General features: G+C 61.9%; 25 protein-coding genes and 2 tRNA genes. 12 read left to right on the top strand and 15 right to left on the bottom strand.

Translation table 11 applies throughout. The annotated features are described in order from the left end of the window. Positions 1–269: 269 nt before the first annotated feature. The 3 genes from WYS_RS11090 to WYS_RS11100 all read left to right on the top strand — a co-directional run bounded on the left by WYS_RS11090 (position 270) and on the right by WYS_RS11100 (position 3,269). Positions 270–521 (top strand): hypothetical protein, encoded by a 252-nt coding sequence (locus tag WYS_RS11090; protein ID WP_049796350.1) that lies wholly within the window; start codon positions 270–272, stop codon positions 519–521. 270 nt (positions 522–791) lie between these two features. After that, positions 792–1,991: an MFS transporter gene (locus WYS_RS15205; RefSeq protein WP_019178245.1), complete on the top strand. Its 1,200-nt coding sequence runs from the start codon at positions 792–794 to the stop codon at positions 1,989–1,991. A 72-nt stretch (positions 1,992–2,063) separates the two neighbouring features. Then, entirely contained in the window at positions 2,064–3,269 is a 1,206-nt protein-coding gene (locus WYS_RS11100) for a DUF1015 family protein (RefSeq protein WP_019178246.1), read from the top strand. Positions 3,270–3,608: 339 nt separating this feature from the next. Here the strand turns inward: WYS_RS11100 and WYS_RS11110 are convergent, their stop codons facing one another. From WYS_RS11110 to WYS_RS11125, 4 genes are all read right to left on the bottom strand, one after another. Continuing rightward, positions 3,609–5,183 carry a carboxypeptidase regulatory-like domain-containing protein gene (locus WYS_RS11110; RefSeq protein ID WP_162137736.1) on the bottom strand — a complete coding sequence of 525 codons (1,575 nt, stop codon included), beginning with the start codon at positions 5,181–5,183 and terminating at the stop codon, positions 3,609–3,611. Between the two features lie 147 nt (positions 5,184–5,330). Then, positions 5,331–5,405: transfer RNA gene (locus WYS_RS11115), tRNA-Thr, on the bottom strand. Between the two features lie 70 nt (positions 5,406–5,475). Continuing rightward, positions 5,476–5,829, bottom strand: coding sequence for a hypothetical protein (locus tag WYS_RS11120; RefSeq protein ID WP_019178248.1), 354 nt, complete (start codon positions 5,827–5,829; stop codon positions 5,476–5,478). A 56-nt stretch (positions 5,830–5,885) separates the two neighbouring features. Beyond that, positions 5,886–6,338 (bottom strand): GNAT family N-acetyltransferase, encoded by a 453-nt coding sequence (locus WYS_RS11125; protein ID WP_019178249.1) that lies wholly within the window; start codon positions 6,336–6,338, stop codon positions 5,886–5,888. Between the two features lie 92 nt (positions 6,339–6,430). Here WYS_RS11125 and rqcH point away from each other — a divergent pair, with 92 nt between their 5' ends. Further along, on the top strand, positions 6,431–8,374 hold the full coding sequence (gene rqcH, locus WYS_RS15210) for a ribosome rescue protein RqcH (protein WP_019178250.1): 1,944 nt from the start codon (positions 6,431–6,433) through the stop codon (positions 8,372–8,374). 105 nt (positions 8,375–8,479) lie between these two features. Here the strand turns inward: rqcH and WYS_RS11135 are convergent. Both WYS_RS11135 and WYS_RS11140 read right to left on the bottom strand, forming a co-directional pair. Continuing rightward, positions 8,480–8,553 (bottom strand) — tRNA-Arg (locus tag WYS_RS11135). 133 nt (positions 8,554–8,686) lie between these two features. Next, on the bottom strand, positions 8,687–9,304 hold the full coding sequence (locus WYS_RS11140) for a hypothetical protein (RefSeq protein WP_019178251.1): 618 nt from the start codon (positions 9,302–9,304) through the stop codon (positions 8,687–8,689). A 112-nt stretch (positions 9,305–9,416) separates the two neighbouring features. On the opposite strand from WYS_RS11140, the gene WYS_RS11145 reads away from it, so the two are divergent. From WYS_RS11145 to WYS_RS11160, 4 genes are all read left to right on the top strand, one after another. Then, positions 9,417–9,608 (top strand): hypothetical protein, encoded by a 192-nt coding sequence (locus WYS_RS11145; protein WP_019178252.1) that lies wholly within the window; start codon positions 9,417–9,419, stop codon positions 9,606–9,608. A gap of 2 nt (positions 9,609–9,610) precedes the next feature. After that, positions 9,611–10,540 carry a DNA-methyltransferase gene (locus tag WYS_RS11150; protein WP_019178253.1) on the top strand — a complete coding sequence of 310 codons (930 nt, stop codon included), beginning with the start codon at positions 9,611–9,613 and terminating at the stop codon, positions 10,538–10,540. Between the two features lie 92 nt (positions 10,541–10,632). Then, complete coding sequence (locus tag WYS_RS11155) at positions 10,633–10,893, top strand: hypothetical protein (protein ID WP_019178254.1); 261 nt, start codon at positions 10,633–10,635, stop codon at positions 10,891–10,893. 133 nt (positions 10,894–11,026) lie between these two features. Beyond that, on the top strand, positions 11,027–11,353 hold the full coding sequence (locus WYS_RS11160) for a hypothetical protein (protein ID WP_147654275.1): 327 nt from the start codon (positions 11,027–11,029) through the stop codon (positions 11,351–11,353). 251 nt (positions 11,354–11,604) lie between these two features. On the opposite strand, the gene WYS_RS11170 is transcribed toward WYS_RS11160, so the two are convergent. Beyond that, the gene (locus tag WYS_RS11170) at positions 11,605–11,796 is read right to left on the bottom strand and encodes a 30S ribosomal protein S17e (protein ID WP_019178257.1); all 192 of its coding nucleotides are present in this window, start codon (positions 11,794–11,796) and stop codon (positions 11,605–11,607) included. A 130-nt stretch (positions 11,797–11,926) separates the two neighbouring features. On the opposite strand from WYS_RS11170, the gene WYS_RS11175 reads away from it, so the two are divergent. Further along, positions 11,927–12,802: a hypothetical protein gene (locus WYS_RS11175; protein ID WP_019178258.1), complete on the top strand. Its 876-nt coding sequence runs from the start codon at positions 11,927–11,929 to the stop codon at positions 12,800–12,802. Here WYS_RS11175 and thyX read toward each other — a convergent pair. Next, positions 12,799–13,476, bottom strand: a complete 678-nt coding sequence (gene thyX / locus WYS_RS11180) for an FAD-dependent thymidylate synthase (protein WP_026069046.1) — start codon at positions 13,474–13,476, stop codon at positions 12,799–12,801. The two genes, WYS_RS11175 and thyX, sit on opposite strands and share 4 nt — an antisense overlap. Before the next feature lie 44 nt (positions 13,477–13,520). Then, the gene (locus tag WYS_RS11185) at positions 13,521–14,228 is read right to left on the bottom strand and encodes a TraB/GumN family protein (protein WP_019178260.1); all 708 of its coding nucleotides are present in this window, start codon (positions 14,226–14,228) and stop codon (positions 13,521–13,523) included. A gap of 53 nt (positions 14,229–14,281) precedes the next feature. Here WYS_RS11185 and WYS_RS11190 point away from each other — a divergent pair, with 53 nt between their 5' ends. Continuing rightward, positions 14,282–14,953 (top strand): HAD-IB family phosphatase, encoded by a 672-nt coding sequence (locus WYS_RS11190; RefSeq protein WP_019178261.1) that lies wholly within the window; start codon positions 14,282–14,284, stop codon positions 14,951–14,953. Here WYS_RS11190 and pcm read toward each other — a convergent pair. Genes pcm through WYS_RS15220 form a run of 4 tightly spaced genes read right to left on the bottom strand, consistent with a single transcriptional unit; the run spans position 14,925 to position 17,682 of the window. After that, complete coding sequence (pcm, locus tag WYS_RS11195; protein ID WP_019178262.1) at positions 14,925–15,575, bottom strand: protein-L-isoaspartate O-methyltransferase; 651 nt, start codon at positions 15,573–15,575, stop codon at positions 14,925–14,927. The two genes, WYS_RS11190 and pcm, sit on opposite strands and share 29 nt — an antisense overlap. 7 nt (positions 15,576–15,582) lie before the next feature. Continuing rightward, complete coding sequence (locus tag WYS_RS15215) at positions 15,583–16,182, bottom strand: HVO_0476 family zinc finger protein (protein ID WP_019178263.1); 600 nt, start codon at positions 16,180–16,182, stop codon at positions 15,583–15,585. A 40-nt stretch (positions 16,183–16,222) separates the two neighbouring features. Then, positions 16,223–16,807 (bottom strand): MBL fold metallo-hydrolase, encoded by a 585-nt coding sequence (locus WYS_RS11205; protein ID WP_019178264.1) that lies wholly within the window; start codon positions 16,805–16,807, stop codon positions 16,223–16,225. Beyond that, positions 16,804–17,682: a rhomboid family intramembrane serine protease gene (locus tag WYS_RS15220; protein WP_019178265.1), complete on the bottom strand. Its 879-nt coding sequence runs from the start codon at positions 17,680–17,682 to the stop codon at positions 16,804–16,806. Before WYS_RS15220 ends, WYS_RS11205 begins: the two co-directional genes overlap by 4 nt. A gap of 55 nt (positions 17,683–17,737) precedes the next feature. Between WYS_RS15220 and WYS_RS11215 the strand changes: the two genes are divergently transcribed. Then, entirely contained in the window at positions 17,738–18,526 is a 789-nt protein-coding gene (locus WYS_RS11215) for a zinc ribbon domain-containing protein (RefSeq protein WP_026069047.1), read from the top strand. 13 nt (positions 18,527–18,539) lie between these two features. After that, complete coding sequence (locus WYS_RS11220) at positions 18,540–19,106, top strand: HemK2/MTQ2 family protein methyltransferase (RefSeq protein WP_026069048.1); 567 nt, start codon at positions 18,540–18,542, stop codon at positions 19,104–19,106. Here WYS_RS11220 and WYS_RS15225 read toward each other — a convergent pair whose 3' ends face one another. Together WYS_RS15225 and WYS_RS11230 are read right to left on the bottom strand one after the other, a co-directional pair. After that, positions 19,107–19,460, bottom strand: a complete 354-nt coding sequence (locus WYS_RS15225) for a DUF6114 domain-containing protein (RefSeq protein ID WP_336603339.1) — start codon at positions 19,458–19,460, stop codon at positions 19,107–19,109. 28 nt (positions 19,461–19,488) lie between these two features. Then, a complete protein-coding gene (locus WYS_RS11230; protein WP_019178268.1) occupies positions 19,489–19,890 on the bottom strand; it encodes a DUF6114 domain-containing protein in 402 nt (133 codons plus the stop codon). Positions 19,891–19,893: the final 3 nt, after the last annotated feature.

Raw genomic sequence — 19,893 nt, forward strand, 5'->3', positions numbered from 1 at the left:
TGTCCGCTGACGGATTTTGGGCTTTCGTGGGGCCCCAGCCGATGGTAAATGCGGTAGAACGATGCCGTGGATCGATCCTTTAGCCGAGCCGTGCTCATCTACATGCCGCCCTTCCTCCAAGAACGGGCCACTACTGCCACGGATATTTTTGGACCGTCGGCGACAGCATCGTTGCAATTAAAAACCATTAAATAATCGTAGAGCCGATACACTATTGGAGATATAATCCAACTTAGCTCATGGGTTGGATATATCATCCTTCCAATAACTTGGTAATCGACTTGGTGAGCCACATGTGGAGAAAGAGGAACGGGGCCAGAAAGCCGTACGACGGCGAAGGTGCGGCAGAAGGCCCGTTCCGCATGTCGTCCCTCGAGCTGGGGGGATTGGGGCCGCAAGGACCAGAAGGAGGGATGCCCACGGAGGCGGAGAGCGCTAGGCATATCGCCTATCACTACCGGCCATGGGGCTACGGCCAGGCCATCCCGTTGCCTTGCATGAGGTGGGATGAGATGCTGTGATATTGCTCTCTGGCGGCCGATGGGGTCATCAGCAATCATCTGATATCAAGGTCTGACAACCGGGCGGAAGTTTGGCTTGTTTCTTCTGCCTGAATCCTCCTATGGTCCCATCGGCCGAAGCCACAGTTTCCCAAATTGGCCTGGCTTCTGGCTCATTGTTCTCTTGCGTCCGAACGCGTTTCCCGTCTTCCGTTCCTCGATGATGTCGTCCCTTTAGCCCGTCCAGATCATGTCGGCATCCTGAAATAATCCACCGCGATTGTAGCCGGCATGCCCATCGGCCCCCGGCCGAACCGAGTGCCCCTGATAATTGCAGTGGTAGCTGTGGCCCTGTTCATGGAGGCGGTGACATATGGCCTCATTGTCCCCGTCGTGCCATCGTACGCCTACAGCCTGGGGGCGTCGGACCTGGAGGTCGGCATCATCTTCGCGACATACCCCGCGGCCCAGATGGTCTCGATGATGCCCATCGGCATACTGTCCGACCGGTACGGCCGGAGCAGGTTCATCGTCCTCGGGCTGGTAGCAATGGCCGCCTCCACCCTGGCCTTCGCCATGTCCACGGAAAAATGGGAGCTTGTCCTCACCAGGGGGCTCCAGGGGCTGGCCTCCTCGTGCACCATGACCGCCGGCCTGGCGCTGGTCTCGGAGAAGGCCGCCTCCGGCAGCATGGGAGGGAGCCTGGGGATCGTCACCGCCACCCAGGGGGGCGGCTATGTCGCCGGTCCCGTGATGGGGGGCCTGCTGATGGAATGGGGCGGCTATGCCCTGCCGTTCCTTGTCACTACGACAGTGGTCATCGCGGTCGCGGTGTTCGCCTACTTCGCCCTGCGCTCCGTCGACGAGGAGGGCCGAGGGAGGATCGCTCCCAGCAGGGGCCTTCCGTGGAGGAAGCTGTTCAGGGACCGCACCGTGCTGTCCGCCGTCCTGGTCATCGTGGCGTGGGCGGTGGGGTTCGGTTTCCTGGAACCTGCCTACGCCGTCTACCTCCCCGAGAGGTTCGCCGCCAACGCCGTGATGGTGGGGGTGTTCTTCGCCGCCGTTAGCATCCCCTACGCGTTCTCCCAGCCCCTGTTCGGGAGGCTGTCCGACCGCATCGGCAGAAAGTGGCCGATGATCGTCTCGAGCATCGTGTACGCCATGCTGTTCTCCCTGCTGGTGGTCCCGGACGATTTCGTAGCTACTACCGGGGTGGGCGCGCTCATGGGCCTTTCCCAAGGCATACTCTTTGCCACCAGCCTTCCGCTGCTGATCAGCGCCCTGGGCCGCATCGAGCAGGGCACCGAGGGTATGGCCACGGGGCTGTACAACACCTGCTTCGCCGTCGGCATAGTGGCCGGCCTGATGGCCTTCGGGCTCTTCATCGGCACCCTGGGGCTGGCGAACCTCTCCCTGATCTACTCGGCCCTGGTGGCGGTCAGCGCCATCGCCGCGGCGTTCCTGGCCGTGGAGCATAAAAGGTCCAATTGAGGCGCTCCGGGACCGCGCCTGATGGCGCAACCATATTGAGGGGATGAACGTTATCCCCCAGGCGATACGCACATGGTCGACTTCCAGCCGTTCCGCGGGTTCGTGCCCGCTCTTGACAAGGACGAGGGCATCGGGGAGCGGGTATCCCCGCCGTACGATATCATCTCCCCTGCGGAGCTGAAACGCTACCAGTCGCACCGGTACAACATCACCAGGATCACCCTGGGAGGGGTGGACGGGAAGTACGTCCAGGCGGCCGAGGAACTGGACTCCTGGATCTCCTCCGGGAAGCTGGTGCAGGACGAGGCGCCCTGCTACTACATTTATCGGCAGAGCTTTCAGGACCGCGGGAAGTGGCTGGTGCGGAACGGCATCATCGGGGCGCTGAGAGCGGAAGGCTACGAGGCCGGGAACATCATACCTCACGAGGAAACGTTCCCCAAGGTCAAGGAGGACCGCCTGAACCTGCTGAGGGCGACGGCCACGCATTGCGAGTCCATCTTCGGGCTGTTCGACCGGTCGGAGATCGACCTCAACGATGTTGCCAAGACCGCCGGGAAGCTGTTCGAGCACACCGACGCGTCGGGCACCGTCCATGAGCTGTACCGCATCTCCGACCGGGAAACGGTGGACGCCATCAGGAAGATGCTGCGCGGCAAGAGGATCCTCATCGCCGACGGACACCACCGCTATGAGACCTCGTACCGGTACTCCCAGGAGAACCCCGGGGACGAGAGGAAAGCGTACGTACTGTGCACCATGGTGTCTTCTCAGGATACGGGCATGTTCGTGCGTCCGACCCATCGCATGGTCAGGAACCTCAAGGTGAACGAGGGGGAGCTGCTGGACTCCCTGGCCGCGCAGTTCTCCGTGCGCGAACTGAAGGACGTGGAGGAGATGAACGCGGCGATGGCCGCGGCCAAGGAGCCTACCTTCGGCATTATATTGCCATCCGGAGAGGTCGTCGTCGCCAGGTTCACCGCCCCGCCGGAGGATATCCTGTGGACCGTGGACACCTATGTGGGTCAGGAGGTCCTGCTCAAGTGCGTGCAGCGGGCCCTGCCCCCGGACGAGGAGCTGGACCTCGTGTACGACCACGACCTGGGGTCGGTGGAGAAGCAGGTGAGGGCAGGGGAGGCGGGCCTCGGCATCGCGGTGCGCGCGCCGTCGCTGGACCAGACCTGGGAAGTGGCCATGGCCGGGCGCAAGATGCCCAAGAAGACCACCTACTTCTGGCCGAAGATATGGTCAGGGTTCGTGCTGTACAGGATGAAGTGAGGCAGCTGTTCAAAAGATGATTATCATAGAAGATAATTATTTTATCATGACAATCTATTTGTATCGGTCTTTACAAAAGCGTTAGCGCAGGGGGTTCTCGGGCACAGCGAAAGGTGGGGAAGAGCATGTACGGCGGTATGGTGGGGAACATGGTGCAGAAAGGGAGGGACATCCTCCTTCTGCTGTTGTACGTCTGCCTGCTCGTGGTGATGCTCGTCGTTGTGCCCGGGTCCGCCTGAACCAGCTCAACTCGTCCTCTTTTCGTGCTGTTAGCGTTAGGCCGAGCCCCGGTGGTCCGGTCGGGCCACCGGCGGAAGAGAATATGCGGAAAAGGTTGGGTCACAGCCGGTCCAGGCCGTCGAGGCCGTCGTCATCGTCGTCGATGCGCCGGCTGTTCTGCATGGCCCTCCTCTGCAGGTCGGACATTCCCCTCCGGGAACGGACGGGGGCGCGGGCCGGGGGGCGCCGTCTGCCGCCCTTGCGGTGCCGGCCGAGGTAGACCATGATGCCCACGATGACCACCGCGATCACGGCCGCCACTATGCCTAGCATGGTGAGGATATCGTTGGGGGCCATGGTCAGGTCGCCCATCTCGCAGAACTGCCCTGCCGCCAGGTCGACCTGCAGGGTCTGGGAGGCCCAGCCGGACTTGGCGATGGTCAGCTCGTGGGTTCCGGCGGAGGCCTGGAAGTAGTACCTGCCAGTGGCGTTGGTGACGAACGACTGGCCGTCGTCCAGGGTCACGGTCGCCCCCTCCAGGGGGTTCCCGTTGCTGTTCCTGACGATGCCGGTGATGGTGCCCAGGTCAGTGGTAGTGAACGACCACGAGAACGTTATGGGGTTGCCCACCAGGTCCTCTCCCGTGACAGTGGCGGTGTATCCAGTCCCGTAAGACAGCGCAGAGGACGGGACGAATGTAGCGATGAGGCCGTCCCACTGCATCGTGCCGGCGACCCCGCTGACCGTAATGGCAGTGGCGCTGTGGTCCATCTCCTTAGAGAACTGCACGGCTATGAGGACGTCGATTGCCTCGCTGCCGCCGGTGGGAGTGTGGGCCATGAGGCTGAGCTCGGTGGTGTCCACAAAGAAGGTGACGGAGTCGGAGACGGTATTGCCGGCCTTGTCCACCGCCACGATAGTGACGGTATGGTGCCCATCAGAGTAGCCATGGGTGAATTGACGCGCGGTCGTGGCGGCGTCGATGTTCTTCACCCCATCGACCCATATCTGATACCCGACCAGTGTCGTATCGGTACTGGAGCCTGACCAGGACACGGTGACGTCATCGTGGTTGAACCCCGTCCCATTGTCAGGACTCGTTATCTCCACGGCCGGAGCGATCGTATCGACGGTGAAGGAGACCGTTCGGACGGCGGTGTTGCCAATCCTGTCATGAGCTTCTATGACGAAAGTGTGGGGACCGTCTTCGAGATCAATCGCCATGTATGTTTTGGAAGGTGGGAGCAACTGGCCGTCCCCGCCGTCCAGGCTGACATTGAAGAAGGCGATCAGCGACGGATCGGTGGCGCTCCAGGTCACGTTCGTCGTGGAGCTGCTCAGCCACGCACCGTTGGCCGGCGAGGTTATGCTAAGCGAGGGATCGGACGTATCTACGATGAAGTTTACCGAGTCGAACGCCCTCTCCCCGGTCTGGTTGTAGATCCACACCTTGACCGTATGGTACCCTTCGGGGACACCCTGGAACAGGTGGCCTTCGGTGGTCTGGGCCACCAGTATGGGGTTTTGATCCAATTGTACCTCGCAGAACCACACGTCCCCATCAGGAACGCTACTCGTCCAGGTCACCGGCACCAGCGGGGAAGCGAGGACCGCGTTGTGCGCCGGGCTGGCGATGGTGACCGTCAGGTCACCTGATGCGGCCGCCGCTTGCGTGGAGAGGCCTGGGGCAGCCACCCACGCACCGCTGAACATCAATACAGCTAAGACTAGAGCTAAAGAACGTCTCATCCCGATCCCATCCCTTGACTGGGAACGGAATCGGAATCATTGATATAAAAACCGAGCCGGTTGAGAAACAAAACCCACAATGATAATGAGTTGTGGAGCCACTGGAGGGAATTGAACCCTCGACCTACGCCTTACCAAGGCGTCGCTATACCACTAAGCCACAGTGGCGGATGGAGACCATCAATAGGGTTGACCTACATAATGTTTTCGACAGCCCTGGCACGGGAAATATTGACAGTCACCCCGCCATGGGCGTGGACAGTATCCCCAGGGATTCGTAGCTGTACACCACGATGTTCTCCCGGCCCTGCTTGTTCACCCGGTCCATTATGGCGAAGAACGCTTCGTTGGGGACGATGACCGCCACGTAGAGGCCCTCGTCGGCGGCATCATTATATTCCTCCACCGCATCGCCGCGCTCCCAGCTGAGGTCCGATTCCACGAACTCGGCGCCGATGGTGACATCGTCGCTGCTTATCGTGATCACCCCCCGATTGCCCTCCACGACCAGATCATAGTCGGTCTCCAGATCGGGGTCGTCCTCTTCCAGCTGTTCTATCCGTTGCAGCATCACGTCCTCGATGTCGATCAACGTTCCACCTAACCGACCTGATACTAAATTAATCATGTTGGTGAACGCATCGGGCCCTATGCCCTCTCCTTCCTCAGATGCACGAAGCTCAGGGCGTCGGTCACCTTCTCCGTCTTGAACGGAAGGTACCCGAGCTTGGCGTAGAACGGCCTGGTCCTGGGATGGTCAGCCCGGGTGAACAGCTCGAACGCTTGGGCCTCCGGAAAGCGGGACTCGACCTCTATCATCAGGGCCTTCCCGATCCCCTTGCTCCAGCGGTCCGGGAGCACCACCAAGCGGCCGATATGGCAGGTATCGCCCTCCATCCTGGCCCTGACGGAGCCGATGATCTTCCCGTCCTCGACGTAGTTGAGGACGATGGATGTCCTCAACTCCTCCCCTATCCCCTCGACGGTCTGGGTCATCGGCTTGATCTCGGTATCGTTGACATGCTCGGCCTCCTCCTTGAATGCCGCCCTTTGAAGCCGTTGTATCTCTGGCAGGTCCTCTTCGGTCGCTCGCCGGATCATCGGGACGGAAAAGCCGTAGCGCAGGGATAAGCGTTTTCTCGCCGTCCGCGGACCAGCAAAGCTTATCTTCGCAAAATCGTAGTGGGTAGGACATGAAGGACGAGATGAGCGCGTTCGATATCCTGGCCATGACCACCGAGATGCAGTCCCTGGTCGGCGGCTATCTGGACAAGGTGTTCCACTGGGAGGGCAAGAACGTTCTCCTGCGCGTCAACTCGCCCGGCCAGGGGAGGAAGGAGGTCATGCTCCAGGACCTCCAGTGGCTCTATCTCGCCCCCGAGCGCCCGGAGATGCCGGACATCCCCTCCCAGTTCGCGGTGAACCTGCGCAAGTATCTCACCAACTGCCGCATCGCTTCGGTCCGCCAGCGGGAGTTCGACCGCATCGTGGTCATGGAACTGGAGAAGGGGCCGTCGAGGTACCAGGTGATCATCGAGCTGTTCGGGGACGGGAATCTGATCGTGGTATCGGAGGGAAAGGTGCTGAACGCGGTCATCTCGCGCAAGTGGCGCCACAGGGAGGTCCGTCCGGGCGTGGAGTACGTGTTCCCCCAGCCCCGGTTCAACCCCCGGGAGATGGACGAGGCCTCCTTCCGCAAGACCGTGCTGAACTCCTCCTCCGACGCGGTGCGTACCCTCGCCACCGCCGTGAACGTGGGAGGGCAGTACGCCGAGGAAGCGTGCCTCCGGGCGGGAGTGGAGAAGAACCGCAAGGCCAAGGAGCTGAGCGAGGACGACGTCCACAAGATATACGAGGCGCTGTCCATGATGCTCGCCGAGGCGTCATCGAAGCTGCGGCCGAGAGAAGTGATGGAAGGAGGCAAGGCTGTGGACGTGACGCCGATACCTCTGATGCAGTACGCTACCAAGGAAGCGAGGGAACATGGGACTTTCTCGGACGCGCTGCACACCTACGTTTCCAATCTGGAGGGGCCGGAGGAGAAGGAGGACCCCGAGGCCAAGAGGCTGCAGAGGCAGCTGGACCAGCAGAGGACGGCCATCGAGGCCCAGCTGGCCGAGGCTCGAGGGTACACGGAGCAGGCGGAAGCTATCTACTCCGACTACATGGGCACCGACGCCATGCTGAAAAAGCTGGCCAAGATCACCCAGGGACTGAACTGGGAGAGGACCGTGGAGGCGGTGAAACCGCTCCCGGACATACTGTCGGTCGATCCGGAGAAGCACAGCGTCACCGCCACCATCGCCGAGAAGAGCGTGCTGCTGGACTACACCCTCGGAGTGGAGGGGAACGCCAACGCCCTGTACCAGAGGGCCAAGGAGGCTAAAGACAAGATGCAGGGGGCCAAGGAGGCGATGGCGGAGACGGAGAAGAAGCTGGCCAAGGTCCTCAAGGAGGGCGAGATGCGCCGCCAGGCGGTCAAGAAGGCCGTCCGCAAGACCAAGGAGTTCTGGTTCGAGCGGTACAAGTGGTTCATCACCTCCGGAGGGCGCCTGGTGCTGGCCGGCCGCGACGCGCACTCCAACGACCAGCTGGTCAAGAAGCATCTCAAGGCTACCGAGCGGTTCGCCCACGCCGACGTGCACGGGGCGCCCAGCGTGGTAGTCACGGACGGCAACAACGCCTCCGAGGAGGAGATGAGGGAGGCGTGCGCCTTCGCTCTTGCTCATTCGAAAGCGTGGACCGCCGGGGCCTCGGAGGGGACCGCGTACTGGGTGCTGCCGGACCAGGTCAGCAAGATGGCCCAGGCCGGGGAGTTCGTGCCCCGGGGCGCCTTCGTCATCAGGGGAAAGAGGAACTACCTGTACCACCTGCCCCTGGAGCTCGCGGTCGGGGAGATCGACTACGAGGGGGAGCGGAAGATCATGTGCGGGCCGGTGTCCAGCATAGAAGAGCGTTCGGTCAAGTACGCTATCATCGTTCCGGGGAAGTCTGAGCGCAGCAAGGCGTCGTCGCAGCTGGCCAAGGCGTTCGAGGTCCCGGAGGAGGAGATATCGAGGATACTGCCCCCCGGGGATGTGGTGATCGCGGAGACCGAGGGCCTGAGGATCGAAGGCATGGCGCAATACGCGCATTGAGTGGAGCTCAGAAGGTCCCCAGATCTCGGGGGCATCCCTGATAACGTGGCCATGAATCCACTTATTCATGCTTAAGCGCTGAGTTCAGAAGGATGTGGGGAGATGCGCCCGAGCCGGGATTCGAACCCGGGTCTAAAGATCCGCAATCTCTTAGGATATCCAAGCTACCCCACTCGGGCAATCTTCCTGTATATTGTCTCCATATAACTCTTTTTCCGTCGCGTTTTCTGCGATGGTGAGATGGCCAGCTTTTTTCTAAGGCAGACCTCGATGCAGGCATTTCTTGGGCTATGAGCTGAGTTCCGGATCCCATTAGGATGAGAATCCTTGCTGAACAACATTGTTAGGTGACGTTTGCAGTGTCGATGAAAGTGGAGGAGATACGATTGTACTTCCACTTTCAGCAGAAGACGTATCCGAAATCAGCAGATTTTCCAAAGAGTCTGACCAACGACAGTCGCCCTCCTCGCAACGCACCACTTTCTTCAAACAGTCCTCCCCGGCACTTACGTCCAGTGGAAGGTCTTTTGTCCGGATGAAGCGGAAGTCCCACCTCTCGTTCTTGTTGTAGGTGCAAGCGGCCAATATATCAAAGCTAGACCTTCGATAAAAGCGCGATAGCTTGTCATCCTGGGCATTGCGGGTCTTTTGGAAGTCGACCTCGTAGCCCTTCTTGTTGCTCCTGAACATCTTGCACTCCATGAGCAACGTACCGTTCTTAGTAACCAAAGTGAAGTCTGGATCCTTATCCTTGACTGGCCCGTGAAAATCGAGGATGATGCCCTTTGACTTGAGGACCTTGAGAATCTTCTCCAAGTGATACTCGGCCACGAACCCCTTCACCATCTGTTCGCAACGTGGGTTGTCTTCGATGATCTTTAGGACCTCTTCCGGGGTGAGATTGTATTTATCAGCAAGAGATGAGGGCATTAGGTCCGACGTTCCGTGAGGGTAGTGATTAAATTCATTAACCAGAATGCCATCTTAAGCAAGCGTAGCTGAACTGTGTCCCATATGTGTCGTTAAAGAGTAGGGGAACAAAATGTCCAGAAAGAGAGTGCAGGTCGTGTTCACCCAGGACCAGTGGTCCATGATCGAGAACCTTCGAGGAGAGTTCGGAGAAGGGGATGCCGAGATCGTGAGAAACATCGTGCTTGCGTGGCTCGCAGAGAAATCGTTCGTGTCCACTATCGCCAAGGACCGAATGCTGAACAACAACCACAGGGAGAGGTAGGCATGCGCATAGAGCCTCTGCCCCTGGAGTCGACGAACCCCGTCGCCGAGCTCGTGCCCGGACGGGATGCTTATTACCATACCGACCTGGGAGCCACATATCTAGGCGACTCTTCAGAACTGCTCAAGCTCGTGCCGGACGATTCGATAGATCTTGTGGTCACCTCGCCCCCGTACGCCCTAGTGTTCAAGAAGAAGTACGGGAACGTGGATGCAGAGGAATATACCAGATGGTTCCTGACATTCTCAGATGAAATCTTCAGGGTTCTGAAGCCAACCGGCAGCTTCGTCCTCAATATCGGTGGGTGCTGGAACAAGGGCTCGCCTACACGATCCCTCTATCAATTCGAGCTATTGCTCAACCTGACCAAGAAGTTCAAACTGGCTCAGGAGTTCTTCTGGTATAACCCGGCCAAGCTGCCTGCTCCCGCGGAATGGGTCACGGTACAGAGGATCAGAGTGAAGGATTCCGTGGAGTACGTATGGTGGCTGTCCAAGACCGAACGGCCGAAAGCTGATAACCGCAAGGTCCTCCAACCCTACAGCCCGGACCAGCTCCGGCTCATCGAAAACGGCTACCGGGCCAAGAAGCGGCCGTCAGGCCACAACATCACCAATGGGTTCCAGAAAGACCATGGCGGCTCCATCCCGCCGAACGTGCTACAAATGGGCAACAATGATTCGAACGGCGACTATCTGAAGAAATGCAGTGAGTTCGGCCTGGACCCCCATCCCGCGAGGTTTCCCTCAGATCTACCTGGATTCTTCATCAAGTTCCTGACCGACCCTGGAGACGTGGTTCTGGACCCGTTCTGTGGGAGCAACGTCACCGGCAGGACCGCCGAGGACCTCAAGCGGAAGTGGCTGGGATTCGAGCTGGTGCAGGACTACCTGGACGGGTCGAAGTATCGCTTTGACTACATCAATGAATGAAAGCCCGGTCCGTCCTTCCTATCCTCTCTGATGTTCAAAATGCGGTCCCCTCCTACCAATAGCTTTAACCCGGCTCCCCGTTCGGCCCCCTCATGGCCCGGCGCAAGTTCCCGAAGACCCTGGACGAGCTCTTCTTTGCTCTCGGAGGGATACTCTACTTCATCTCCCTCATCCCCATCGCCCGCCTTCTGGGCCACGTGATCCATCTTAACTCGCTGGGGCTTTGCGTGGGAGGCCTTGGCTTTGCCAGCCTCGGCCTGGTCGTCAACAAGGGAAGAATCAACGAGCGCGTCCTGCTGCATATAGTGGTCCTGTGGCTGTTCGGCCTGATCGTGTGGGCGAGCATCGGCTGATGTCGCTCCCGCGACGCCGGAAGGGGTCCCGCGTCCGTCATCGTACGACATCTGGCCAATCTATTATCATTCCGAATAATTAGACACAAAATCTCCTTAACCACGGCGGCGGTGATGTGACGAGGCAGGCGCAGTGAAAGACCTAAGCATGTGGATCGAGCAGGCGCACAGGAAGCGGAAGTGCCACCGTTGCGGCGGGGCCATCGAGAAGGACCTGATGTTCGTCAGGGTCGGGGAGAAAGAGAGACCAGCACGCTCCACCTGCGTGTGCCCGCTGTGCTTCGAGAAGATCATGGACGACCTCTCCCAGAACTTCCAGGAGGTCAAGGAGCATATGCTCCCCGCCGAGCATGCAGAGAACGGGCCGGAGTTGCAGCACGACGATAGCCAAGGCCCCCGCTGCTTCGCCTGCGGCCTCGCCCCCGAGAAGTGCAAGTGCGGTTGGGAAGCGTACCGCTGATCAGTACGTGGCGGTCATGTCAATCTTGCCTTCCCTCCGGGCCAGGCGGTCGGCGCAGCGGAATGAACGGCCTTGCCCGCCCGTTCGGCCCGAAAAGTCCGAACGGCTCCGCCCCCTTGACACGCAGATCGATGCCGCTCAGGGCAACGGTTTCCTTCTTGCTAGAGAACAACCGGAAGAAGGACCTGACCTCGATGGCAAGGGCCATGAGGCCGGCCTAACCATGGAGCTAGAATAGATACCGTACCGGTTCAGGTTTCCATGTGCTGCCAGTACCTGGTGACGTAGCCGGCGATGCGGTTTCTCATGGTGATCGACTCTACGTTGGTCAACTTGGAGACCAGGGCCTTGTTGTTCTCGAAATCGTCGTTGAAGACGGTGGGGTACTGCTTAACGAGGTCAAGTGCGATCCTCTTGATGTAAGTGGGTCTGATATTTCCCATATTGACACCTAATGCAACTAGCCGGTTAAGTTTGAAAGGATATATAAATCCTCTTCCCTAGGCCCCCTTGCCGCCCAGACGTCCGAGGGAGGCGTCGGTTTTATGTGCTGGCCGATGCGTAGAAAAGAAGGTGGAAGTACGAGGCGAGGAGAGGGGTGGGGGGAAGCGCCGGGGGAGGTCCAGGGGGCTAATAGTGGCCGGGACGCTGGTCGGAGCCATGGTGGTCCTGTCGGCGCTGCTGCTGTCCAACGGGATGCTGGCCCCGCCGATGGTCATAGAATCGAGGAGCATGCAGCACGACGATGACCTCAGCGCCCTGGGGGTGCTGGACACCGGGGACATGGTGGTCATCGGCCGCGGCGAGCAGGAGGTGAGGAGCTACCTTGCCTCGGAGCCCCTCGACCACCGGAGCTTCGGGGAGCTGGGCGACGTTATCGTGTTCCAGACCCCTCAGGCTCCCATGCCCATAATCCACCGGGCCCTGGTCAAGATCGAGTATAACGCCAGCGGCGGGTTCGACATCCCCGAGCTGGCCGGCCTGCCGCCGGACCGGTGGGAGGCAGAGGGAAGAGGGAACGAGTGGTGGAACCTGCAGGAGACGGTGACCATCCGCGACATCGGCTATGCCGGGGTGGACGTCCACATCGACCTGTGGCAGATACTCAGGAACATGGACGACGAGCCCCACGGGGGTTTCCTGACCATGGGGGACAATAATTGGTACGCTCGAGGCGGCGAGCGCACCGGGGCGGTGGACCAGACCTCCCTGTCCGACGTGCCGGAGCCCATCAAGGACGAGTGGATCCTGGGGAAGGCAGTGGCGGAGATCCCGTGGATCGGGCTGCTGAAGCTGACGGTGAGCAACAACCTGCCGCACTACACCCCCCTGAACAGCGTGGCCTCCCTGCTCGGGGTGATCACACTGATGTCGGTGGTGTCGATGGTGATAGCATCGAGGTACAAGATCGAGCCGGAGGACCCCGCCGACAAGAGGAAGAGGACCTAAGCCCTCTTCAGCTCGGTGCGGGGCTTCCCGCAGGACATCCTGCCCTCCGAGCACTTGCCCTTCGATATGCACGGAGGCCCGGCCCTCTTGAAGATGAACGGGGACGCCTCCTGGGCCAGGCGGAGCATCTCATCGGCCACGGCGCGTATCTCATCTTGGGCGCGGCGGCAGGTTCTGAGCTCGAAGAAGTGCCACAGCTCTCGGGCGTTCATTGTCACGGTGATGTTGGTGGTGCAGGCATTGGGCAGAACGTATCTGGCATCCTCTACCGGGACCTTCTCGCTCAGAGCCCGGTACTCCTCCCAGATCTTGTCCATCAGGGCGCGGAACCGCTTTTCGAGCTCGGGATCGGCGGCGATGCTCTCCGGCACCACGTACTCAGCGTTCTTCATGTCCACGTAGCGCTGGGACTGCTGAGAGAATGAGGCGAGCCTATGGCGAACGAGCTGATGAGTGGTCGCGCGAGACACCCCCTCGATGGAGAAAGTATAGTTGGCGTGCTCGATGACCGAATGGTGGCCGCTGTCCAGAGGAGAGCCGAGCCACCGCTCCCCCTTCTTCTCCGTCCACTCGTCCATCAGCTCGCTGGCCGGCTTCTCGGAATAGCAGGAGTGGGCCGCGGCGGCGCACAGCCGCTCCGCGTCCTTGGTGTATGAGAGAAGGGTGACGCGCACGACAAGGGAATGGGGGACGGCACTAAAAAGGATAGCATCCACGTTCAGTACTCGTAGTGGAAGGATGCCTGGGAGTTGTTCTCCACGCTCTTGGCCTGGGAGCCCCGCCCTTTCTCGCGGATGTCCCGCAGACGGTACACCCTGACGTCGTCCCGGTCCAGCAGGCGCATTATGCCGTCCACGTGGCCGTCCCCGACCACCGCCAGGACGGTGGGGTACCGGGAGGCGGCGCTGTTGATCCGCTTGGTCATCAGCTCGTTCCGCTCGTCCACCAGGACGCGCTTCAGCGTGGGGAACTGGCCCCCCATCTGGTCCATATAGGTGCCCTCGTTCTCCTGGTAGTTCTCCAGCTCCTTCTCCACCTTCTTGGAGCTGACGAAGAGGGAGGTGAAGGCCGACAGGCCCAGTTTGACCTTCTCGGCGAAGGGCATCTCGCGGTACATCCTCTGGAACAGCTTGCTGGCGTCCGCGTCGATGAACAGCAGGTCCGCCCCGATGTCCTTGGCGGCCTTGGCGGCCTCCAGCATCTCCGCGCCGGCCTCGCTTCCGTACTGTCCGGCCAGCCGCTTCTGGAACGCCGCCAGGAGGCGATAGGTCAGGGGGGCGTTGGTCTGTCCTCCGGGGTGGAGGAGGGCGTGGTACCTGGCGGGATCGAGCTCCACGCCCACCACGTCGGGGCGCTCCTCCTCGATTATGCGCCGCACTTCCGAGGCGATGTCGAAGACGTGGCCCACGCCCAGTATGACTATCATCGCGAAAGCAACAGCCGAAGGCACTATATAATGTTTTGATTTTGCTCCAGGCCATGGAACGCGCCTTCGACCTGGTGGCCTTCGACATGGACGGCGTGCTGGTCGATTTTGCCAGCTCGTGGACCTGGGTGCACGAGCACTTCAAGGTGAGCAACGAGGTCTCCCTCGACGACTACATAGAAGGCCGCATCGACGACCTGGAGTTCATGCGCCGGGACATCGCGCTGTGGATGAGGAAGAAGGACGGCCTCTGCATGATGGACATCGACGAGATCCTGAGGCCGGTGCCGATCGTCGCCGGGATCGCCGAGACCGTCAGCACCCTGCGGCGCCAGGGCACCAAGTGCGTCATCATCAGCGGCGGGCTGGACATGGCCGCCCGGCGCATCGCGGAGGAGTTCGGCTTCGACGACTTCATGGCCAACAGCCTGGAATGCGACCCGCAGGGACGGCTCACCGGCAACGGCGTGCTGCGGGTGGAGCTGTCGAACAAGAGGAGGGCCTTGCAGCGGTTCCAGGCTTTGTACGGGGCGCCGGAGGAGCGGACCGCGGCCATCGGCAACAGCTTCGTGGACGTGTCCATGTTCGCGGGGTCCGGCCTGTCCATAGCTTTCAATCCCATCGATGACCTGGTGGAGAAGAGAGCGAACGTGGTGCTGCGCTCCCGGGACCTGCGGGATGTGCTGCCCCCGCTGCTCAATCACGGTAGCCGTGCTTCCCGATGAGGGGCACGAACATCACCCCGCCCAGCTCCTGCCGGCGGTACTCGTCCCCATGCCGGGTCACCATCACCAGCTCCTGCATGGCCCTGGTGCCCAGAGGCAGCAGCAACCGCCCCCCGTCGGCTAACTGCTCCTTGAGCGGTTGGGGGACCGACGGCGCGGCCGCGGTCACCAGTATGCGGTCGTACGGCGCGTGCTCCTTCAGCCCCTCGGTGCCGTCGGCGATGACAACCTCCACCACGTCGCCGAAGCCCAGCCTCTCCAGGGTCCCCCGGGCGCTCGTGCCGAGCTCCTCGATCCTCTCGACAGTATACACCCTCCCGTTCGGACGGACCAGGTACCCCATCAGCGAGGCGTGGTAGCCGGAGCCGGTCCCGATCTCCAGGACCTTCATCCCCGGCCTCAGCTCCAGAGCGTCGAGCATCATGCCCACCATGTGCGGCGCCGAGATGGTCTGCCCCTTCCCGATGCTCAGGGGGGTGTCCTGGTAAGCTAGCCTCCTCTGGTCAGCGGGGAGGAACTCCTCCCGGGGTACCGAACCCATGGCCTCCAGGACCTTCCGGTCCGTCACGTACCCGTAGCGCCGCAACCTCTCTATCAGCTGGCCCCGCTCGTCCTCATGCATCGCTTCCTCAGGCGTTGGTGGTCCTCACCGCTTTGGTGTAGATCCGTACTATATCGCGGGCCGGCACGCTGCCCCGGCGGACGGTGCCTTCCCTGGACTTGATGTTGTGGATCACCACGTCCTCGTTCCCTACCTTCATCAGGTCGCCCACGTAGAACTCCTCGTCTGGCATCGCCTCTATCTGCGTCGGGATGGTCCGGGTGTGCTTGTTGACCGATATCTTCACGATGACCTTATCGAACTTCTTGGCCCAGATGGTGGAGATGTTCGCGGTGTCGCAGCTCTCCACCCTCCTGCCGTCGCTCTCTATCGCCGTTACAAGAAGATGGCCCTCTCCCAGGAACAGTTCGTCGTTGACGCTGACCCGCTCCCCCGCCTCCAGCTCGATCTCGCTCTTCTTAGAGCTGCCGAGCTCGGACACGATTATGGGAATCTTGAGCATTTCCGGCTCGCGGACCACCGTGGAGTAGGTGTGCCCGCATTCCTGGCACTTCACCGTGGCCTCCAAGACCTCCTGCTTCTTGCCTATCTTGCCTTTCAGGACCTCGTGCACAGCATGCTCCCCGCAGGAGGGGCAGTCCAGGTAAAGCGCGTTTGGTACAGACATCTGAATCCGCCCAAACCATGTGCCTTACTTGCGGATAAAATTATCGCTTCTCCCCGTAGGTCCTGAAGGCGGGCCCGTGCCCGGGCACGATGACCGCGGCCATGTCAGCGATGCGGCGCATGCTGTCCAGGGCCACGGACTCATCGAACCTGATCATGGGCGGGACCCACTGCTCGAAGTTCTCCCGGGTGGGGACGGCGTCCCCGGCCACCACGTGCACGCCGTCGGGGGCCCTCACCACCACGCTCATGGAGCCCCTGGTATGGCCGGGGGTGTGCACCAGGCGGACGTCCAGGCATAGGTCGGTGTCCTCCCTCACCGCCTGCATGCCGGGGCTGGGATCTTCCTCGACGCGCGCGTAGAACGTGGCATTGGGGAAGAGATCGTTGTTGGAGCAGTGATCGTGATGGAGATGGGTGTTGACGACCATGTCCACTTTGAGCGGGTCGACGCCCAGCCGCCTCAGTCCGTCCAGCAGCAGGGGCCGGAACTGCGGGCTGGAAGTATCCACCACGATGATGTGGTCCTCGCTGGTGACCAGCGTGGAGGTGGAGTGCGCCTCCACCAGCACCCCGTTCTTGTTGCGCAGGACGCCGGGGAAGATGACCTTGCTGACCGCGTTCATCGGATCTCCATCTCGAAGTGGCAGGGGCACACGATCTTGTTGCCCTTGTACTTCAGCTTCCCATCCTTGCAGTTGGGGCAGGTGGCGTGATCGGCGAAGTACTCCAGCCAGGCCCTGCGGATGTCCGGCTGCTTCTCGGTCTTGATGGTCTCCAGCGCGTTCCGCAGCGCGGCGGTGGTGGCCAGAGGCTCCAGCTTGGAGTAGTCCACTGGGGCCCTTTCCCGGGCCCGCTGCTCCTGCACCCCTCTCCCTATGACCAGGCCGATGGCCAGGCCCGCCAGGAGGCCGCCGACGTGGGCTTCCCAGGCCACGTTGCCGCCGCCGATGGCGGCGAACAGGACCGCGAACACCAGCCAAGATATGGCCCCGGCCCATACCGGCACCTTGGGCAGGAGTATGGGGCCGAGCATCATGGGGATCTCGTCCCTCGGGTACAGCACCAGAAGGGCGCCTACCAGGCCGGAGATGGCGCCCGACGCGCCGAGGACGTATACCCAGGGGGTATCCCAGCGCACCACCGCTGCCATGAGCGCGCCGGCGATGCCTGCGGCGAAGTACACCAGGGCGAAGCGCTTCTTCCCGATGCGCTGCTCCAGGGGGATCCCCAGGAGGAACAGGAACAGCATATTGCCCAGCACGTGCACGAAGCCGGCGTGGACGAACATCTGAGTGAACAGCGTGTAGAGGTTCTCCCCGGTGCTGAGATATCCCGGCCGGAAGGCCAGGTCTAACTTGGCGGCGGGGGAGATTATGTCCACGAACAATATGGCCAGGTTCCCCAGGACCAGCAGGTAGACCAGGTCGAACCTTTTCCTGGTCCCCAGCGCCAGTATGACCACGATTATGCCGATTATCACGAGGGAGTAAGGGTCCATTTCGGGGGCGCATGACCGGAGGGGGTTATCTTATTTTTGCCGGACCGTTCGACTTATGGGCGAGAGCATCTTTATGTGCGTACATTTCGATAGGCCGCGCCTGAGGGATAGCCTGGAGGATAGTGGCCTGAAGGGATGGAAGGTCGAGGCCGGCGATGGGGCCGCCCCATGGCAGATAGAATATGCCAAAAAAGCGCCGGTCCGCGCTACGGACGGAAATGCCTCGGCCGAGAAGCGCTGCCCCACCTGCGGCACCGGGACCGCGTCCTTCGCCCGGTTCTGCCCGTCCTGCGGGCACCGGTTCGAGGACCGGCCGGCGGGAGCGAGGGAGCTGTTCCGATCCGGCCCCGCCCCGGGCCCTTCCCCTGCTGCCGGTCCCGCCGGGTACTCCCCATTTCCCGGCCCTGAGACAGAGCACCAAGGGATGCTGCGCCGTGAGCATGCCCATCCCGTCCCGGCTCCCGCGCCGGTCCCGCCGCCTGGCCAATGGGCGCCGCGGCCCGCCACGCCGTACCAGGTGGCGCCGGTGCAGGGGATGGACCGGAAGAACCCCCGCCTGGCGATGTTCCTGGCGCTGGTGCCGGGGCTCCTCCTGTTCATGGGCATGGGCCAGTTCTATACCCGCCGCTGGCTCAAGGGCATCATATTCTTTGTGGCGGGCGGGTTCCTGGGGACCATGTCTTATGTCGCCCTGTACGTCCTGCTCGACCCCGGCAATGCTGATATTTTCTTCGGGACCGTCCTGGTCACGGCCATGTTCATGGTGCCCTGGCTGGGCTTGCTGGCGTGGTCGGCCGTTGATGCGGTCGAGGCGGCCAAAAGGATAAATGCAGGCCCGCCGTGAGCTCGGTGCGGACATGAAGTACGACGCGGGCATCGACATAACGGAGTGCGAGGGGGTGTACCCTCCGGCAGAGGACACCTTCCTCCTGCTGGACTGCATCGGCGACGTCCGCGGCATGGAGGTCCTGGAAATGGGATGCGGCACCGGGCTCATCAGCTGCCACGTGGCCTCGGCCGGCGCCTGCCTCACCGCCGCGGACATCAATCCCAAGGCGGCCGAGTGCACCAGGCGCAACCTCGAACGGAACCGCCTCCCGGGAAAGGTGGTCCTGTCCGATCTCTTCTCCGGCGTCCGCGGCCGCTTTGACCTGATCCTGTTCAACCCCCCGTACCTGGCGGTGGAGGAAGAAGGCGATCTGGAGCTGGCGTGGGCCGGGGGGAGGACCGGGGTCGAGGTACTGGCCCGATTCCTCGAGGGGGCGCCGGAGCGCCTGCGGCCGAACGGCAAGGTCCTCCTGCTGCTGTCATCGGAGATGGAGACCGAATCCCTTGACCGCGCTCTCGCGCCGTTCCCCCGCCGGAGGGTGGGCACCCGGCGCGTCTTCTTCGAGGAGCTATGGGTGGAGGAGATCGCTCCCTGATCACACTCTCCAGACGATGGCCAGGATCCCCCCGCCGACGCCCATGGCCGAGCCGATGATGAACCCTCCTCCCGCCAGCACCAGGCTGGCGAGGGAGAGGACTATCACCGCCGCGCCCAGGCGCACGTGCTCGGCCGGCCTCGAGTTCAGCCGCGACGCCGCGAGGAGCATTCCCGCCCCCATGAGCACACCGGCCACGCCGACGAGCGCCCCCGCCTCGAAGATTGCAACGTCGAGGGACCGCCCCACCGCGATGGACATCATGCCGTTGATGATCACCAGCACTCCGGCGAGCAGCATGAGCACGTACGCCGCGGCCGGGGGCGTGGCGATGGCGGTCCGCTCCGCAGGGATGCTTAGCTCATCCCCCGCAGGGGCCGCTTCACTCCCCCCACTCGTTCTTGGCGGTCGGCTCGAACGACATCATGGCCCAGCCTCCGCCGACGATCCCCAGCACCGAGCCGATGATGAAGCCGCCGCCGGCCAGAAGCATGGAGACCATCGAGAGGACCACTATCACCACTCCCAAAACGACGTGCCGGTTCGGGAACCTGCGAAGGCCCCAGCCCGCCCAGATGATGATGAGGCCCTGCACTATGACGGCCACGCCGAACAGGAGGGCATCGGGCCCGATGCCCCCCTCGGTGGCGATAAAGGGGCTCACCACGGCGACCACCACCCCCTCGATGAGGATGAGCAGGCCGCCCAGGATGGAAATGACGTAGGGCCACGTCACCCGCTTCACCCCCGCCGCGTAGCCGGCCCCATCCAGGTCCCTGTCCATCGC

The sequence above is a fragment of the Methanomassiliicoccus luminyensis B10 genome (assembly GCF_000308215.1).
GTDB classification, from domain to species: Archaea; Thermoplasmatota; Thermoplasmata; order Methanomassiliicoccales; family Methanomassiliicoccaceae; genus Methanomassiliicoccus; species Methanomassiliicoccus luminyensis.

Coding starts and splice junctions, on each gene's coding strand:
- WYS_RS11185 (WP_019178260.1), bottom strand. CDS start 14,228: ATGATAGTCATACTGGGCGTGGGCCACGTCTTCGACATCGCCTCGGAA.
- WYS_RS11140 (WP_019178251.1), bottom strand. CDS start 9,304: ATGCCCTCATCTCTTGCTGATAAATACAATCTCACCCCGGAAGAGGTC.
- WYS_RS11230 (WP_019178268.1), bottom strand. CDS start 19,890: ATGGACAGGGACCTGGATGGGGCCGGCTACGCGGCGGGGGTGAAGCGG.
- WYS_RS11190 (WP_019178261.1), top strand. CDS start 14,282: ATGGAACGCGCCTTCGACCTGGTGGCCTTCGACATGGACGGCGTGCTG.
- pcm (WP_019178262.1), bottom strand. CDS start 15,575: ATGCATGAGGACGAGCGGGGCCAGCTGATAGAGAGGTTGCGGCGCTAC.
- WYS_RS11220 (WP_026069048.1), top strand. CDS start 18,540: ATGAAGTACGACGCGGGCATCGACATAACGGAGTGCGAGGGGGTGTAC.
- WYS_RS11155 (WP_019178254.1), top strand. CDS start 10,633: ATGGCCCGGCGCAAGTTCCCGAAGACCCTGGACGAGCTCTTCTTTGCT.
- WYS_RS15220 (WP_019178265.1), bottom strand. CDS start 17,682: ATGGACCCTTACTCCCTCGTGATAATCGGCATAATCGTGGTCATACTG.
- WYS_RS11205 (WP_019178264.1), bottom strand. CDS start 16,807: ATGAACGCGGTCAGCAAGGTCATCTTCCCCGGCGTCCTGCGCAACAAG.
- WYS_RS15215 (WP_019178263.1), bottom strand. CDS start 16,182: ATGTCTGTACCAAACGCGCTTTACCTGGACTGCCCCTCCTGCGGGGAG.
- WYS_RS15205 (WP_019178245.1), top strand. CDS start 792: ATGCCCATCGGCCCCCGGCCGAACCGAGTGCCCCTGATAATTGCAGTG.
- WYS_RS11100 (WP_019178246.1), top strand. CDS start 2,064: ATGGTCGACTTCCAGCCGTTCCGCGGGTTCGTGCCCGCTCTTGACAAG.
- WYS_RS11125 (WP_019178249.1), bottom strand. CDS start 6,338: ATGATCCGGCGAGCGACCGAAGAGGACCTGCCAGAGATACAACGGCTT.
- WYS_RS11215 (WP_026069047.1), top strand. CDS start 17,738: ATGGGCGAGAGCATCTTTATGTGCGTACATTTCGATAGGCCGCGCCTG.
- WYS_RS11150 (WP_019178253.1), top strand. CDS start 9,611: ATGCGCATAGAGCCTCTGCCCCTGGAGTCGACGAACCCCGTCGCCGAG.
- WYS_RS11170 (WP_019178257.1), bottom strand. CDS start 11,796: ATGGGAAATATCAGACCCACTTACATCAAGAGGATCGCACTTGACCTC.
- WYS_RS11145 (WP_019178252.1), top strand. CDS start 9,417: ATGTCCAGAAAGAGAGTGCAGGTCGTGTTCACCCAGGACCAGTGGTCC.
- rqcH (WP_019178250.1), top strand. CDS start 6,431: ATGAAGGACGAGATGAGCGCGTTCGATATCCTGGCCATGACCACCGAG.